This window comes from Flavobacterium sp. KY-23415 (assembly GCF_055384985.1).
Window position 1 is genome coordinate 2,122,029 of sequence record NZ_AP044001.1, and the last position, 18,696, is coordinate 2,140,724.

An 18,696-nucleotide genomic window follows, 5' to 3' on the forward strand; every position below is an offset into this window, starting at 1 on the left:
TTATCGTTTTAATGAAAAATGTGCTTTAAATACTTTATTTTGTTGGTTTTCTTCATACTCAACTGTAAACCAGTAATCTGTAGAAGGTAATTGTTCCCCGTTAAAGGTACCATCCCAACCTTGACTTTGCGAACTGATTTGTTTAATCAATTTACCGTATCGGTCAAAGATATAAATTTTTGTGTTAGGTTTGTCACCCAATCCGATAATATTCCAATAATCATTAAATCCGTCACCATTTGGTGTGAAAAACTTAGGATAATCGATTACTAAAATTGTCTTTTCTAGATAGGTACACCCTTTTTGATCTACCACGGTAACAATATGTTCTCCTGCGCTTACTCCTGTAAATACATTAGAATCTTGCAGGTCTCTATCATCTAATTGATACATAAAACTTCCGTTACCATCTATAACAGTTACCGTTATTGTTGCATCATCTGTAAAAGCATTTGTAACTGTATAAGTAAAATCTGTTGCATTATTGATTTCACTTACTGTTATTGTATTTGATGTATTCGTGCATCCTGTAGTGATGTTTTGAACCTCTACATAATATGTTCCTGCTTCTGTAGCATCATAAGTGCTCTGTGTTGCTGTTGGAATTGGTGCTCCGTTAAAATACCAGTTAAAATCATAGTTTGCCGTATTAGGAATACCTGAATCTAAATGATGACTTTGAAACACTAAATCTGTTGACAATTCAACACAAATAGAACCATCGAGTAATACTGGTTGTGGTAATGGGTTCACAATCTGTGTGTATTGTCTTGGCACTCCTAGACAATCTCCTAATTTTGGCGTAAAGGTATATACTGCTGTTCCTGCAACCAATCCTGTAGTAGTTAACACATGGTCTATTAAATGAATATTATTGGTGGTAACACCACTAGTTATTCCTCCTGTTACTGCTACACCATTTAATTGAACACTCCATTCGTAAACTACATTTGTATTTCCTGATGCAACCGTTACATTTGGCATTTCGCCACTACAAATTGCATTAATAGCACCTGAGAACGTTAAATCATCAACAGGTACTGGGTTTACTGTAATGGTAATATCTACAACTGTTCCTGCACAAATACCCATTGTTGGTGTCACATGATACACCACTGTTGAGGCTGTTAAATTGGCTGTCGTTAAGGTATCTGTAATCATAGTTCCTGAACCATTACTTAATCCAGAAACTGTTCCTCCTGAAACAACTTCTGAGGTCCAACTAAAACTTGCTCCTGGATAGTCATCTGAAAACAAACTAATTTGTGTAGTTTCTCCTGAACATATAGAATCATCGTCAACTCTAAAATCAACCGATGGAATTGGGTTTATTCGAACTGTAAATGTTTGCGTTTGACCAATACAATCTGCAACACCATAAGTTGTAACTACTAAATCAACTGGTAAGAGTTGTCCTGTTTGTAAAGTTAATACTTGGTTTAAAACAATTGGCCCAACTCCATTGCCTGAAATAATTTCATTTATTCCTTGAGCTGAAGCTGTCCAATAAATCGTTGCTCCTGGAACATCTGATGTTATTGTAACATCTATTGCTTCCCCATCACAAATTGTTGGTGTATTATTCACAATCGTTACTGTTGGAGCTATCGTTACTGTTATAATACCTGAATCTGTAGCCTGTGGAGCACAACCTCCTGTTGTTGTTATTGTATAAGGATAAACACCTGGAACTGTTGGCGTACCACTTATTGTCGCAACTCTTGTTACTGTATTATAAGTACTGGTTACTCCTGCTGGCAATCCTGTTACTGTTACATTGGTTGCAGTTCCAAATACTTGATACGTAATAGAATTTAATGAGAAATTCTCACAAATCGTTTGGTTCTCTGTTGCAATATCTGATGTTAAGGTTAATGTTGTTGCTGGAGAAATAATCACTGTCGATGACAAGGCTATAGGACGATTACAACCTGTTATAGGGTTTGTTACCAATACTAAATTAATCGTTTGATTTGTCATTGCATTCACTACCGTTACTGTTGCTGTTCCTGAAGCATTTAATGTTACTGGGCTCGCAGGTAAACCTGTAACTCCTGTATAACTCACTTGTGCTCCTGGGGTTCCTGTAATGGTAAACACAGCACTTGTAGCAGAACATATTGGACCATTATTAGTAACACTTGTAACATTTGGCAACGGATTAACAATTACCGTTGCTGAATTATTCACATTCCTTAAACAACTTCCTATGAAAATATCTATCAAATTAATTGTTTGACTTGTTGTTGCTGCTGCAACAGTTATTACACCATTTCCAGAAGCATTTAAAACAATTGGCAATGATGTTGTTCCTCCATCTAAACTATAAGTAACCGTAGCATTTGGTGTTCCGACTATTGTAAAAATAGCATCCTCTCCAGAACAAATTGGTCCGTTTCCTGTTACACTTGTTACATCTGGAATAGCGTTTACAACAATTGTTGCTGTATTAGATAAAGAAGAAACACAATTCGTAGTTGTATTTTCTATAAATGATAAAGTAACTGTTTGATCTACTGTTACAGTTGCTGCTGTAATTGTTCCATTTCCTGATGCATCTAAAAGAACCGTTTGTGTTGCTCCAACTCCTGTGATAGTATAACTAACCGTTGCATTTGGTGTTCCTACCAATGTGAAGATAGCATCTTCTCCTTCACAAATTGGACTATTTGTAGTTAAACTTGTTATTTCTGGTAATGGATTCACTATTATTGTTTCTGTGTTAGTCAACACAACAGAACAGGTTGTTGCTGGATTTACTATTGATGTTAAAACAATTGTTTGATTCGAAGTTGCTCCTGCAATTGTAAAAGAACCATTTCCTGAGGCATCTAAAGCAATCACTTCTGCACTACCATTTACTGTACAATTAACTGTCGTGTTAGGTGTTCCTACTAATGTAAAAATAGCATCTTCTCCAGCACAAATTGGTCCATTTCCAGTTACACTTGTCAATACAGGCAATGGATTTACAATAATTGTAGCAGTATTAGTCACAACTGATGAACAAGTTGTTGTTGGGTTTTCTATTAAAGATAAAGTAACCGTTTGATCAACTGTAGCAGCCGTAACTGTTATTGTTCCATTTCCTGATGCGTCTAACGCAACTGTTTGCGTTGCCACAACTCCTGTAATGGTATAACTAACCGTTGTATTTGGTGTTCCTACCAAGGTAAAAACAGCATCCTCTCCTGCACAAATTGGACTATTAGTTGTGATGCTTGTGATTGTTGGTAATGGGTTTACAATAATTGTTTCCGTATTAGTAACTACTGATGAACATGTAGTTGTTGGATTTTCTATTAAAGACAAAGTAACCGTTTGATCGGCTGTAGCAGCCATCACTGTTATTGCTCCGTTTCCTAATGCGTCTAAAGAAACCGTTTGTGTTGTTCCAACTCCTGTGATAGTATAACTAACAATAGTATTTGGTGTTCCTACCAATGTAAAAATAGCATCTTCTCCAACACAAATTGGACTATTGGTTGTTAAACTTGTTACCGTTGGTAGTGGATTTACCGTGATAGTTGCTGTGTTGGTCAATACTGTCACACAGTTTCCTGATGCAATTTGTGTTAAATTTATCGTTTGATCTACTGTAGCTCCTGCAACTGTAACAACTCCGTTTCCTGATGCATCTAAAACAACATCTACTGTTGTTGCTCCAGCATCTAAACTATAAGTAACTGTAGCATTTGCAGTTCCTACTAGTGTGAAAATAGCGTCTTCTCCAGCACAAATCGGGCTATTTGTAGTTAAACTCGTTAAAACAGGTAGTGGATTTACGGTAATGGTTGCTGTATTTGTCAATGCAGACGAACAGCTTGTTGCTGGGTTTTCTATTAAAGACAAAGTAACTGTTTGATCTACTGTAGCAGCTGTCACTGTAATTGTTCCATTTCCTGATGCGTCTAGCGGAACTGTTTGCGTTCCAGCTACTCCTGTAATCGTATAACTAACCGTTGTGTTTGGTGTTCCTACTAACGTAAAAATTGCATCTTCTCCAACACAAATCGGATTATTGGTCGTTAAACTTGTTATTGTTGGTAATGGATTAACGGTAATGGTTTCGGTATTAGTCAACACAACCGAACAGCTTGTTGCTGGGTTTTCTATTAAAGACAAAGTAACTGTTTGATCAACTGTAGCAGCTGTCACTGTAATTGTTCCATTTCCTGATGCGTCTAGCGGAACTGTTTGGGTTCCAGCTACTCCTGTAATCGTATAACTAACCGTTGTATTTGGTGTTCCTATTAATGTAAAAATTGCATCTTCTCCAGCACAGATTGGACTGTTAGTAGTTAAACTCGTTAAAGCAGGTAATGGATTCACCGTAATGGTAGCCGTATTTGTTAATGCCGTTACACAGCTTCCCGTTGCAATTTGCGTTACATTTATTGTTTGATCTATTGTTGCTCCAGATATTGTAACAACTCCGTTTCCTGATGCATCCAAAACAACATCTGCTGTTGTTGCTCCAGCATCTAAACTATAAGTAACCGTAGCATTTGCAGTTCCAACTAAGGTGAAAATAGCATCTTCTCCCGAACAAATTGGACTGTTTGTGGTTAAACTTGTTAAAGCAGGTAATGGATTTACCGTAATCGTTTCTGTAGTAGTCAACACAGACGAACAGCTTGTTGCTGGGTTTTCTATTAAAGACAAAGTAACCGTTTGATCAACTGTAGCAGCTGTCACTGTAATTGTTCCATTTCCTGATGCGTCTAGCGGAACTGTTTGCGTTCCAGCTACTCCTGTAATTGTATAACTAACCGTTGTATTTGGTGTTCCTACTAATGTGAAAACAGCGTCTTCTCCAGAACAAATTGGACTGTTAGTAGTTAAACTTGTTAAAGCAGGCAATGGATTTACCGTAATAGTAGCCGTATTGGTTAATACTGTCACACAGCTTCCTACTGCAATTTGTGTTACATTTATTGTTTGGTCTATTGTTGCTCCTGATACTGTAACAATTCCGTTTCCAGAAGCATCCAAAACAACATCTGCTGTTGTTGCTCCAGCATCTAAACTATAAGTAACTGTAGCATTTGCAGTTCCAACTAAGGTAAAAATAGCATCTGCTCCAGAACAAATTGGACTGTTTGTGGTTAAACTCGTTAAAACAGGGGTAGGTGTAACTACCAAATTAAAACTAGTTGTATTATAAACTGTTGGATCTGCAATCTCTTGAACCCTAACATAAATCACCTGATTGGTTCCGTTGAATGCATTATAAGGTGTTGCTGCATCTGTAGTGGTAACCGTAAAATCATCCGCCCCTGCTTGACTAGTATAATAGGTTACAGTATAAAACGCAGGATCATTCGTGCCTAAAACAGTCGCATCCTGACTTGTCAAATCGAAAACCTCAAATCCATCATTACTAGCATCATCACAAACAACCATGTCTGATGGTTGGACTATGACTAAATTACATGGTACTGTTACTAAATCAAATTGTGAAAACTCAGGACAGTTAAATAGAAAACTCTCAACTCTAACATATATTGTTGTTGGAGGTGTAGAATCTACAAACACATTTGAAATTTGAGGGAAACCGGCTGCTGCATCTGCCGCAGAGGCAAAGAAAAACACTTCGTAAAGATTAGGATCTAATCCGCCTAAAATTTCAGGTATATTATCATTAAGATTAAAATTCTCATCACAACTTTCTAAATCATTTGCGGGATTATTAACCGAAAAACCAGGAAAATATTCAACAACAATACAGTCGGTCTGAACACAACTTGCTCCAGAAACATTACTTGCTTCAACACAATATGTTCCAGCTTGAGAGACTAGAAGAGTAGGAGCGGTTTCACCTGCTAGTACGGTTGGTCCTGAACCAGTATCTAAGGTCCAAACAAAATTATAATCTGTTGAACTTAATCCAGTGTCTAAAAGTTTTGTGTCTCCTGGGCATAAAGCCAAACCATTTGCAATAGTCATGTCTGCGGTTTCTATACCTACACCAACAGGATATGATAAATCTGCTGTTCCTACATTAAAACTACCAGCTTCAATAAATACAGCCGAGTCGTAGCTTGTGTCAATATAATCTCCAATAGCCAATTTTATTCTATATGTTCTATTAGGAATCACTGTTGCAGATGCGGTCATTGGAACAGTGAACCCTCTCATATTCATAACACTATTGGGTATAGTAGTCGCAGGAGGTGTTGGATTTTGATAAAAAGTATCAAAAAAAGCGACATTCTGTGACGCACAAGTATTATTATTTGCGGCATCTCTTATGCTAATTACTGATACTGGGGTTGTGGTTCCAGGAATAACGGCTAAATTTGTAGAAGTATTTGTTGTTAAATCCGTTAAGATAAAAGCAAAAACATCAGCAAAATCACATTGAAACTGACCATATTCATTAGATGCAAAAACAAAGTTAAAACTAAAATTATCTGTAAGAGGTGTAAAATCAAATTGTACGTAAGTTACATCATTAATAGTTCCTGTTTGTCCACTTGCATTACTAATTGCTAACAAATCTGCATCACCAGAATTTGAGCAAATAGTCGTCTCATTAGCAGTTCCTGTAAACTCTCCTGCAGTACTAGTTGCAGTACCATTTCGAAGAATCATACCAGAAGAAAAATCAAAATTTGTTCCTGAGTATTGAAAATAACCAATTCCGCAAGTAGGAGAAGATGAAAAATTAGAAACCAATGCACAAGGAGAGTCTATTAGTACATCTTGTACCAAATTAGGGACAGTATATGTTGTTGTATTAACAGTAATTGACTGAGAAAATCCTAATACTGAAAATAATATTAAAAATAAATAGTAAAGTTTTTTCATTTTAACATCTTAGTTATTTTTTTGTTAATTATAGGCTTGTTTAAAACAAATATAAATAATCAAAAATAATTTGTTCGTATCTTTGCAAAAAGCACGTTATAATGTCAGAAATATCGATAAAAAGCACAAATAATAGTTCAATCTTGAAGTTTGAACTACAGAATCACATCACAAAAGGTAAGAATTTTGAATATAAAAATATAGATGAGACAAAAAACTCTCCTCTTGCAACAAAATTATTCTATCTTCCTTTTGTGAAAACAGTTTACATCTCTGCCAATTTTATAGCTATTGAGAAATTTTCTATAGTTGAATGGGAAGATGTGCAAGAAGAAGTAGCTCAACAAATTGAAGATTTTATTAAGAGCGGAGGTGTAATTTTAATTGAAGATGAAACAGCTACTAAAAAAATTCCAATTTCTATTTATGCAGAAACTACTCCGAATCCAGCTGTTCAAAAATTTGTTTGCAACAAGTTGTTAACTAAAACGTTATTGGAGTGTAAAAATATAGATGATACGGCAGCATCTCCTTTAGCAAAAGAAATTTTTAAATTTCCTTATGTAAAAGAAATCTTTTTCGATGAAAACTACATTTCTATTACTAAATATGAGATTGCAGATTGGAATGAAATTACTTTAGAATTACGTACATTTATTAAGGAGTATATTGAAAATGGGAATGTAGTTATTGACGAATCATTAATTACGAAAACAGAAGTGCACACTAAACAACAAGATGATTATTTTGATAAATTAGATGCTACTTCACAACAGATAATCAATATACTTGAAGAATATATAAAACCCGCAGTTCAAAGTGATGGTGGAAACATTATGTTCGAATCCTTTGATGCTGATTCTAAAAAAGTCAAGGTTATTTTGCAAGGAGCTTGTAGTGGTTGTCCTTCATCTACTTTTACTTTGAAGAATGGTATTGAGAACATGTTAAGGCAAATGTTACACGATAATGATTTAATTGTTGAAGCAACAAATGCATAAAAATTTATAGTATAAAAAAAGGGAGCTTCAAGCTCCCTTTTTTATGTCATTAACCCTGCTTTATTTCTTTTTTTCAACATAAAGACTAAATTCTTTAAACAATTCTAGCAATTGCATTGTTGCTTTTACAAGATCATTTGTTTCTAATAATAATCCAAAATATAATTTACTATTCTTTGGGCTATTTTCAACAGTTCTAATTCTTGTAATTTGTTTCTGAATTAAATCTGATGTTGTTTCTAAAACTTTAGTTCTTTCGGATAAAGCTTTGTCGATATTGGTAAAATCTTTTGTATTGAAAATATTTTCTATATCCTTGAATAATCCTATAATTTCAAGTTCAATTGTTTTTAGATCTCTAATTTGGTTGAATTTTAACTGTTTGTGGTTATTGTTTATGTGTGAATAACTACTTTGAGAAATATAACTAATAGATTGAACAATATCTTGTAGATAACCTAAAGTTAAGATGTAAAACTTACTTGCTTCTACAGAAGTCTCGTCTAAATTCTTTATGAAATAATAAACATTACTTTTAAGCTCATCAACTTGTTTTTCTAACTTCTTGACTACTTTTTTATTTTCTTTCAGAATAGGTAAGTCTTGTAAACTAAGTCCAGAAATTATTTCGCTATAGATTCCATTTGTTTTTCCAATAATTTTAGAAATTTGATCAGAACTTTCGTTAATTACTTCATGAATAGTAACAATGTCCTCTCTTTTTAATTCATTAATTACTTCAGCTTCTTTTACTTTTTTCTTATGTGCTAAATTACTTTTATAAAAGAATAAAGCAACGATAATCATAAAGGCAAAAAACGCAAAAACTTCTCCGATATATAGTAAATAAGCAATAATTCCAGATACAAGAAATGCAGCAATAGCAGTGAAGAACCATCCTCCAATTACATTCAATACACCAGCAATTCTATACACGGCACTTTCTCTATCCCAAGCTCTATCAGCAAAAGAAGATCCCATCGCCACCATAAATGTTACATAGGTAGTTGATAAAGGTAGTTTTAATGAAGTTCCAATAGAGATTAGTACGGCAGCAACAATTAAATTTACAGAAGCCCTTACCATATCAAACATTGGTTGTTCACTTCTTTTACCAGTATATTCAGGTAAAATAAACTGATTATCAATTTTAATTTGGATACTTTTTGGAAGTATAAAATTAATTCCATTACCTAAATACATTGCTCCTCTAACGATATACCTTGAAAGTGTGTTAGAGTTGTATTTTTCAGAACCTTCCCCTTGTCTTGAAAGATTTTGTTCTGTTTCGATTACGTTTCTTGCTTTTTTAGAAGTCCAAAGTGTGTAAACCATTACAGCTCCAGCTAATGCTAGAAAAATAAAAGGTGCTGGTAGATTTTCTCCTTCTAGTCCAGACATCATAAATTCTTTTGCACCTAAAGTTTGTCCAACTTCTGTGTACATCTCATAAGACTGAAATGCAGCAATTGGTACACCAATAAAGTTTACTAAGTCATTTCCTGCAAAAGCCAAAGCTAAACCGAAAGTACCAACTATAATAATTAATTTAAAAATATTAAATTTAATTACACTCATAATTACTTGTGATGCTATTGTCCAAAAAACAAAACAATATGCAATAATTAACAGTTGATTTCCTTTGATAAAGTCTTTTACATCACTTGAAATAAAAGTAACCGATTTTAATCCTTTAATTAAAATAAAAAATGAAATTGCAGTTAGTGCAAAGCCACCAAAGATTGCACCAAAAAAACGATATCTTTTCTCAATATGAAAAGTGAACATTAAACGAGAAATATATTGTACTAAAGCTCCCAATGCAAATGACAAGGCAACAGAAAGTAATATGCTATAAACTATTTCGGAAGCTTTTTTCGTATTTATATATCCTCCTAAAGTGCTCAAGTCTCCTTCTGCTCCATAAATTTTTGTAATTGCAATAAAAACAGAAGCACCTAATAATGAAAAAATTATAGATACTGTTGTAGATGTTGGCAATCCAAAAGTATTAAAGACATCTAACAACAAAACATCTGTTATCATTACCGCTAAAAAAATCATGATAACATCATTAAAACTAAACATACTTGGCGTAAAAATTCCACTTCTAGCCACTTCCATCATACCGTTTGAATACAAAGCACCTACAGCTACTCCAATACTAGCAACAATCATAATTGTTTTAAAAGAAACTGCCTTGGATCCAATTGCAGAGTTCAAAAAATTAACGGCATCATTACTCACGCCAACCATTAAATCTATTATGGCTAAAACTGCTAATGCAATGAGCATAATAATATAAACTTGTTCCATAAATTATATTAAATTAAAATCTGGCAAATGTTTAACAAAAGTTCCATTTTAATGTTAAGCGAATGTTAAGTTATGAAATATTTTAAAAAATTGTTAACTAAAAAAACGAGCTACATTTAAAATGCAACTCGTTTTTAATCAGTTATTTATGTTCTTTTGATGATTTATTTATTTTTCACATATTCGTTAAACTCCTTAAAGAGTTCTAATAAATTCATTGTAGCCTTTACTAAATCGTTCGTTTCTAATAATAATCCGAAATATAATTTACTGTTTTTAGGACTATTTTCATTTGTTCTTATTCTTTTAATTTGCTTCTGAATTAAATCTGAAGCTGTGTCTAACACCTTACTTCTTTCCGACAAGGCTCTATCAATATCATCAAAACTTTTTGTGTTAAAAACGGTTTCAATGTCTTTAAATAATTCTAATATTTCTAATTCGATAGTTTTTAAATCTCTTATCTGATTAAATTTTAGTTGCTTATGATTGTTATTAATATGAGAATGACTGTTTTGAGAAATATAACTAATAGATTGAACAATATCTTGAAGGTAGCCTAAAGTTAAAATATAGAATTTACTTGCTTCTACAGATGTCTCATCTAGATTTTTAATAAAATAGTAAACATTATTTTTTAGTTCATCTACTTGTTTTTCTAATTTCTTAACGGTCTTTTTATTGTCTTTTAAAGAAGGTAAATCTTGAATGCTTAAGCCTGCAATAATGCTACTATAAATTTTGTTTGTTTTGCCAACAATTTTAGCAATCTGATCTGAACTTTCATTTATTACTTCATGAATTGTAACAATATCTTCCTTATTTAATTTTTTGATTTCTTCTTTTTCATCCATTTTAGCTTTGTGCACTTGATTGCTTCTATAGAACAATACGGCTACTAAAATCATTAGTCCGAAAAACGCATAAACCTCTCCAATATAAAGTAGATAAGCTACTATTCCAGCTGCTATAAATGCAGCAATAGCTGTAAAAAACCATCCTCCAATTACATTTAAAACACCTGCAATTCTATATACTGCACTTTCTCTGCCCCAAGCCCTATCTGCAAAAGATGTTCCCATTGCCACCATAAACGTTACATAGGTTGTTGATAATGGTAATTTCATTGATGTTGCTATAGAGATTAATACTGCAGCAACTACCAAGTTAATACAGGCTCTTACCATGTCGAACATGGGTTGTTCACTTCTTTTTCCTTTGTATTCAATAGCAGTAAACCTTCCATCGATAGAAGCTTGTACTGATTTTGGGATTACAAGGCTCAATCCATTACTTAAAAAGACAGAACCTCTTACAATTGCCCTAGAAATAATATTCGAAGAATATTTTTCAGAACCTTCTCCTTGGCGAGACAAATTCTGTTCTGTTTCTAAAACATTCATTGATTTTTTAGAAATCCAAAGTGTAACAACCATTACACCGCCAGCAATTATTAACAATAGAGTAGGTGTATCTACCTTTTCTGCCAAAACACTCATTGCAAATCCACTTGCTGGAGCTCCCGATTCTACCCAAGCTCCATAAGATTGCCAAGCTGCAATTGGTACTCCAATAAAATTAACCAAATCATTTCCGGCAAATGCTAATGCTAGCGCAAAAGTTCCTACGATGATAATTAATTTGTATATATTCCTTTTTACAAGTTCTATGTAAACAAATGAAAACAAGGTCCAAAAAGCCATACTAATTAAAAGTACAACAGCAGTTCGGTCTTTAATATATGGCTTAATGCTGCCATAAAAATCAGTTCCTTTAAGTCCTTTAATAATAATAAAGTAAGTAATAAAAGCTAAGGCTACTCCTCCAAAAACAGCACCAACCCATTTTGACTTTTTCTCATAATTGAATGTGAGTAATAAACGAGAAATATATTGAACAATTGCCCCAACCGAGAAGGATATTACAACCGACAATAAAATTCCTATAATAATATCGGTTGCTTTTTGTGTGTTTATATATTTACCAATAACAGATAATGAATCGCTATTTTTTGTTATTTTTATTACCGAAATAACAACAGCAGAGCCAAGTAATTCAAAAACAACAGAGACCGTTGTTGATGTAGGCATGCCTAGTGTATTAAAGAAATCGAGCAATAAGATATCTGTAATCATTACTGCCATGAAAATTATCATGATTTCATTAAAATAAAACTCTCCAGGCATGAAGATGCCCTTCCTTGCTACTTCCATCATTCCACTAGAAAACACTGCACCAACAGCAATACCAATACTGGCAACAATGAGTATTGTTTTGAGAGAAACCGCTTTTGAACCAATAGCGGAATTTAAAAAATTTACTGCATCATTACTAACTCCAACAGCTAAATCAATAACTGCTAAAATTCCTAACGCCACAAGCATAATCACATAAATTTGTTCCATTTTTTTTTATTTTAAAACGCTACAAAGTTGCTTTTTTACAAACAATTTAACGTTAATTTAATGTTATGAATTGTATTTATTTAGAAGTGTAAATCGAATTGTAGTCTCCACATTACTTCATCTGTGCCAATTTCTTTAGAAAGATAACTGACATCTGTTTGTATTTTTAGTTTATGTCCAACTACATATTTAGATATACCTAATGTTGTTTGTTTTTCAAAACCTTGACCAGTTATCTCTTTATCAAATTTCACATTTGTATATCTTCCTGCAATTTCATAATTACTTTTAAGTAAGTAACCTGCTTGTAGGTTATAAGCTCTCCCTTCGTTAACAATTGCACCAGTTAAAGTACCATCGCTATTTTTTGCAATAGGATTTGAGGCATTTCTCAACGCATATTCTCCCATGAACGAAAAACCTTTATATTTAAACATTGCATCTGCAAAAATGGTTTTAATATTTGTCTCGTGGAAACCAATATCATTAACCATGTATGTTCCAGAATTACTTCTTGTTCTAACAGCATTATTATTAAAATCATATGTGCCAGCAAACATTAACTTTGGTTTTTTCTCTCTATTTAAATCTGCTCCAAAATAGTCACCAGATTTTTCAAATTCTCCAAAGGGTAGCAGCTCTAATCTTGTTGTATATTGATGGCCTCCAAGGTTTCCAGTTGTAATATTTCTTCCTTCTCCTTGTGATAGTGCAAATCTTTCTCTTACAATGAATTTTTTTCCTATAGTAAAATGATGTCTTAATTGTAGTCCCATATCTCGATCTATATTAAAATAATTATTCAATAAAGATCGATCTACTAACTGCATGTTTCCAGACGAAATAACTCGTTCAATATTTCCTGGTAATTTAGTCTGTCCAACCCATAATGTAAAGTTTTCATAAAAATTCCACATTACAACCGCATCTAATATGTATCTGGGAGTATTACTTGTGTATACAGACCCTCCAGAAACATCTCTGTTAGATAATCCTAGCTCCAATTTGTATTCTAACTTAGTAGAATAAACAAAACCGTCAAATTTTAATCGTGATCTTCTAACTAAGAAATCTTGGGCTGGATTGATTAATTTATTGTTTGATGCTTCCCAGCTAGAATTAGATAACAATTGCATTCTAGCTGCAAATTTCATGCTCCAAGTACTGTCTGTACCTACAATGTTAAATATTCCTTTGCCAAATTTAGATGCTTTTATTGTCCCTTCTTGGGAAAATAAAAGAGTAGTGAACAATAGTGAAGCCACTATCGCTCTTTTTGTAGTAATCATTGTGTTGTTGTATTTAGTTTTTGTCGCTGCAAATAAACAACCTATGTGTTACCTAAATGTTAACACATATTTAACAAATGATTAAAAACTGCCTGGCCAAGGCAGTTGAATTCAATAACTTATATTGACAAAAACTAAATTACATGAATTACATTTAAATGTTAGACAAATATCTTTATATAGCATTAATTAAAAGTAAACTCGATGTTATAAAATTGTTATAGATATTAAGAACCAAAAAAGGTATTTTTGTTTTATTCCTATTTTTTCACTAAATTTAGTATCTATTTTTTTAACATTTTAAAAACAAACAAACAATTATGGCAGTATTAAAAGTTATCGAGGTTTTATCAAGCTCAGAAAAAAGTTGGGAAGATGCTACAAAAAAAGCTGTGACTCATGCTTCTAAAACATTAAAAAACATACGTTCTGTTTATGTTCAAGATCAAAGCGCAGCAGTGAAAGACAATGAAGTAACAGAATTTAGAGTCAATCTAAAAATTACTTTTGAAATTGAATAAATTCTAAGAACATACATTTGTTTTATCTAAGCGTTCCATTTTGAACGCTTTTTTTATGTTTCAATTAACATTAATAGCATTTGTAGTCATGTATAGAAATTTTACCTTTGTCCTCCTTAATTATCAAAAAAACAAGATCAATGACACCGGAACAAATTCAAGAGTACTCAATCATTTTAAAAAACATCATTATTGAATATTCACCAAAGGTTATTACTGCCGTAATTATTTTATTCGTAGGACTATGGTTCACAAGTATTGCTACCAAAACACTAAAGCGCATCTTAATTAAGAGAGAGGTTGATATTACTCTTTCCAATTTTATAGGTAATTTTGTTTTCTGGACATTTCGTGCGCTTGTCTTTATAACGGTTATATCAAATTTAGGAGTACCAACGTCTTCATTTGTTGCTATTCTTGGAGCGGCTGGTTTGGCTGTTGGTTTAGCATTACAAGGTTCGTTGTCTAATTTTGCTGGAGGAATATTGATTATTCTTTTTAAACCTTTTAAGCTAGACGATGTAATTGAAGCACAAGGTGAAATTGGAGCAGTTAAAGAAATTCAAATTTTCAATACTAAGTTACTCACGGGAAACAACCAAACTGTTTACATTCCGAATGGAGCATTGTCTAATGGTGTGATTAAAAACTACACACAAGAAGGTATTAGAAGGGTCGATTTAATGATTGGTGTAGATTATAATTCCGACTTAAAACAAGTGAAAGATGTAATCTTAGAAGTTTTGCACAACAATCCTTTGGTTCTAAAAGAACCTGCTCCAAGTGTTTTGGTTTGGGAATTGGCAGATAGTTCTATTAATTTAGCTGTTAGACCGTGGACAAATGCCGAAAACTTCTTTGCTGTCCACAGTGAAACGCTAGAAAATTGCAAAACAGCATTTGATGCAGTTGGTATTGAAATTCCATATCCACATCAGGTGGAAATCCAAAAGAAATAGATTTTTTTTTAAATAGATTTACCTGTTAAGAACAAAATCTTTTAAATAATATGGTTCAAAATAAGCGACATCTACAAAGTCGCTTTTTTTGTATTTTTCAAAAGATAAAAAACTCATTTCATTAGCCGATGGAAAAACCACTTCTTCATGAAACACAAATTTCTCATTTGTTAATACATTTTTAAACTTCATAATTCCATCTCCCACCAAGTGAATCTTAGTGTCAATTTCGGAATAGGACGCTTCATTTATAATCTCTGCTTCGGTTTTTCTTGTTTTGGTATAGTCTTTGTCAAAAAATGATGTAAATACTTCCATTCTCCTTGCGTCAATCATGGGAAGAATTATACCTTCTTCAATAGAAATTCTTCTAGCCAAAAGTTCTAACGTATCAATGGCTATTAAAGGTAAACCTAAAGCATAACAAAAACCTTTTGCAGATGAAACTCCAATTCTTAAACCAGTATAAGACCCTGGACCTTGACTAACTGCAACAGCACTCAAATCTTTAAATGTTAACTTTGTTTCATTTAAAATTTCTTCAATGAAAACATGAAGTTTTTCTGCATGGGAAAAGTTTTCTTCTGCAATTTCTTTACACAAAATTGTTTTTCCTTCTTTAGCAATGGAAACCGAACAGTTTTTTGTTGCTGTTTCTATATTTAGTAATATTGCCATTTATTTTTTCTTTAACAAGGCTTCTAATTCTTTAATTTTTGCATCTTTATTTTTAGAATCTTCTATCAAGATTTTCAATTGCTCAATTAAATTTTCAGGGAAATTGTACACAGTACCAACATTATATGCAATCGTTCCTTCATTTTTTTTCACTTTGTTAACCTGTTTTCCTTCTGTAAAATAACCAAAATCCACATCAAATTCCTGGCACACTTTGTCCATTAGTGCAAAATCTATTTTTTGAGTTTGTCCGCTTTCAATATTACTCAAAGTAGTTTGTGCAATGCCTAATCTATGAGCTAATTCCGGTTGCGATAATTTATGTTGCTCTCTCAATCTCTTAATTTTTATGCCTACTTCCATGATTATTTGTTTATTGGTACGTTTTATTAGAAAACAAATTGTAAATACAAAGATAATTTTAAATTTTTGCAATAGAATTATTTTTAATTCATTATTTTTAAAACACAAACAACAACACAACATGAAGAAAATTAAAAAACGACTATTGCTATTGGCAATGGCAATCCTATTTAGTTGCCAACCAGAAGAACAAGTAGCAAGCCACGATCATGAGCATCAAAAAAATGCTTTTAGTAAAGTTAATTTGAACGACATTCTTATTGTTCAAAACCGAATGAATCTAGACAAACAAATTTATGCAAACCGCATTAAAAACAACAAAAGCACTGGCATTAACTATTTTGAAAAAATAGTACCCACAAGTATTAATGCTCAAGTTTATGATTTCGAGAATAATTTGCATTACTACACTTTTGGTTTAAACCTGTTTGAAGTGGATCAAAAAACGAATTTAGTCGTGAAGGAAACCCCAACTGGGAATAACTACTATATTTATGTTTTTAAACCCACAAACTACCAACTATGGAAAACAGCTATAGAGACAAATGACACAAACTACACTGCAAAAGTAGAGGTTGATTTTTTTGAAATTCACCTCTCCGATTATGTTGCTTTTTCCGATATGTGCTTGCAAACGACAGAGGTTTGGACGTGTCCCTATAGAGAGCACACATTGGGTGAAGGCGATTGGTACAATTGCACAACGTTTAAATCTGGAAGCGGAATGAATGGCTGGGTAAGATCCTATACTACAGAAATGGTAAGTTGCGGAGGAATGGGCGGAACCTCTGGAGGGGATGGAGCAATAGGCGGAGACAACAATACTACACCGGGAGAAACAGGTTCGGGAACAGTTTCTTCTGCAACACCAAATTTGAATGTTTCCGATCCTTGTTTGTTAGATGCGACCACTTCATTTACAGCCAGTCTAAACCCAGCACAGCTTGCGTGGTGGAACACTGCGAGTAACAACGACCAAGTAATGAAAATAAGCAATTATTTGGGAGAAAACGGATGCAGCCAAGGCGATAGAGATTTTGCAAAGGAAATTATTGACCAAAACCTAAAGACTGGTCTAAAATTTGATATTGAATTATCTAAAAAATCGCCTGCTTTTATAGATTTTACAGCAATTAACACAACAACACCTGAAGGGAAAAAAATGGATTGTATTTATAAGAAATTAATAAATTCACCCACATTTACTAACTTATTTGTTAATACATTTGGCGGTACACAAGAAAAATTGAATATTAAATTTGAAACAGAATACGACTTAAGATCAGAAGACGGGAAACTTCTTGATGGGAAATGTAGTCCAGTTAGTGTGATTGATAATAAATACTATCAAACAATTACAATTGATAGCGATATACTTATTGGTATTGGAGAGAAATCTAATATTTTAATTGCGAAAACAATAATACACGAATTGATTCATGCATATATAAACATTAGGTATCTGAATATTACTTTTGGAGCATCTTTAAGTTTTTTGTCTGATGAAACTTTAGAAGAAATGATGTATTATGCTTTTAGACCTTCCAATCCACTTCAACTTGGAGATAGCCATCATGTCTTTATGTTTGATCATTTGATTCCTGTATTTAAAAATATTTTTTCTGAAATTGTTAACGATTTATTATCAGCCCAAGATGTAAATGATTTTAACAACGCAAGAGTAACAGATACTAACGGAGCATTTATAGAAAATTTTGATTTTATGAATTTTTATAAGTACATTTCCTTTCAGGGATTGGAAAATTCAGAAAGCTACATGAACGGTATAGAAAATAATTCAATTGAGAAAAGAAAATATCTAGAATATTATAATCATGCAAAAAATTCATCAAAAGATTGTCAATAGTATGAAAGTTGTACTGTTATTTTGTATTGCTGTTTTCTTTAAGAACACAGTCTATTGTCAATCATTAGAGGGTATAAAAAAAGTAGATACTATATACATTTATTTTGATAAAAAATCTAAGGATGTAATCAAATACTCTAATGCAAACAAGCATATAGAGTTTTATAAAAATCAAATTATTTATGAGTTTAATCCTAGTTCATTAAATACTATTTTTTTTATAAGCAATACTTACAAAAATAGAGACGACGTTGAAAAAGGTATTAAAAATGATGAAAGAATAGAGAAAAAATCTTTCTTAAAGAAAAACAAAAACATTATTTTGGATATTGATTTTTTTACCAAACATGGTTTTATAACAACATTTTCTGAGATTTACAAAAAAACTATTTATTTAATAGATAAAGACGATATGAAAGGAAGAAACATAAAAGTGAAACAAGTTGATATAGACTGTTATGCCTGTGTTGGGGAATAATTTTTA

At 32.6% G+C, this 18,696-nt stretch carries 11 protein-coding genes; 5 read left to right on the forward strand and 6 right to left on the reverse strand.

All coding sequences use genetic code 11. From position 1 onward, the window contains the following. The gene (locus tag ACZ49Z_RS09330) at window positions 1-6,813 is read right to left on the reverse strand and encodes a choice-of-anchor L domain-containing protein (protein ID WP_464307898.1); all 6,813 of its coding nucleotides are present in this window, start codon (window positions 6,811-6,813) and stop codon (window positions 1-3) included. A gap of 101 nt (window positions 6,814-6,914) precedes the next feature. On the opposite strand from ACZ49Z_RS09330, the gene ACZ49Z_RS09335 reads away from it, so the two are divergent. Then, on the forward strand, window positions 6,915-7,814 hold the full coding sequence (locus tag ACZ49Z_RS09335) for a NifU family protein (RefSeq protein ID WP_464307899.1): 900 nt from the start codon (window positions 6,915-6,917) through the stop codon (window positions 7,812-7,814). Between the two features lie 60 nt (window positions 7,815-7,874). Here the strand turns inward: ACZ49Z_RS09335 and ACZ49Z_RS09340 are convergent, their stop codons facing one another. The 3 genes from ACZ49Z_RS09340 to ACZ49Z_RS09350 form a co-directional block, all read right to left on the reverse strand. Next, on the reverse strand, window positions 7,875-10,130 hold the full coding sequence (locus tag ACZ49Z_RS09340) for an anion permease (protein ID WP_464307900.1): 2,256 nt from the start codon (window positions 10,128-10,130) through the stop codon (window positions 7,875-7,877). Window positions 10,131-10,294: 164 nt separating this feature from the next. Continuing rightward, window positions 10,295-12,535 carry an anion permease gene (locus ACZ49Z_RS09345; RefSeq protein ID WP_464307901.1) on the reverse strand — a complete coding sequence of 747 codons (2,241 nt, stop codon included), beginning with the start codon at window positions 12,533-12,535 and terminating at the stop codon, window positions 10,295-10,297. Between the two features lie 80 nt (window positions 12,536-12,615). Then, window positions 12,616-13,824 (reverse strand): porin, encoded by a 1,209-nt coding sequence (locus ACZ49Z_RS09350; RefSeq protein ID WP_464307902.1) that lies wholly within the window; start codon window positions 13,822-13,824, stop codon window positions 12,616-12,618. A 320-nt stretch (window positions 13,825-14,144) separates the two neighbouring features. On the opposite strand from ACZ49Z_RS09350, the gene ACZ49Z_RS09355 reads away from it, so the two are divergent. Both ACZ49Z_RS09355 and ACZ49Z_RS09360 read left to right on the forward strand, forming a co-directional pair. Then, entirely contained in the window at window positions 14,145-14,345 is a 201-nt protein-coding gene (locus ACZ49Z_RS09355; RefSeq protein ID WP_464307903.1) for a dodecin family protein, read from the forward strand. Between the two features lie 140 nt (window positions 14,346-14,485). After that, entirely contained in the window at window positions 14,486-15,304 is an 819-nt protein-coding gene (locus tag ACZ49Z_RS09360; protein ID WP_464307904.1) for a mechanosensitive ion channel family protein, read from the forward strand. Window positions 15,305-15,322: 18 nt separating this feature from the next. Here ACZ49Z_RS09360 and tsaB read toward each other — a convergent pair whose 3' ends face one another. Together tsaB and ACZ49Z_RS09370 are read right to left on the reverse strand one after the other, a co-directional pair. Further along, window positions 15,323-15,982, reverse strand: coding sequence for a tRNA (adenosine(37)-N6)-threonylcarbamoyltransferase complex dimerization subunit type 1 TsaB (gene tsaB, locus ACZ49Z_RS09365; RefSeq protein WP_464307905.1), 660 nt, complete (start codon window positions 15,980-15,982; stop codon window positions 15,323-15,325). Then, window positions 15,983-16,345 (reverse strand): helix-turn-helix domain-containing protein, encoded by a 363-nt coding sequence (locus tag ACZ49Z_RS09370; RefSeq protein WP_464307906.1) that lies wholly within the window; start codon window positions 16,343-16,345, stop codon window positions 15,983-15,985. A 121-nt stretch (window positions 16,346-16,466) separates the two neighbouring features. Here ACZ49Z_RS09370 and ACZ49Z_RS09375 point away from each other — a divergent pair, with 121 nt between their 5' ends. After that, entirely contained in the window at window positions 16,467-18,212 is a 1,746-nt protein-coding gene (locus ACZ49Z_RS09375) for a hypothetical protein (protein WP_464307907.1), read from the forward strand. A 1-nt stretch (window position 18,213) separates the two neighbouring features. Beyond that, window positions 18,214-18,690, forward strand: coding sequence for a hypothetical protein (locus tag ACZ49Z_RS09380; protein WP_464307908.1), 477 nt, complete (start codon window positions 18,214-18,216; stop codon window positions 18,688-18,690). Window positions 18,691-18,696: the final 6 nt, after the last annotated feature.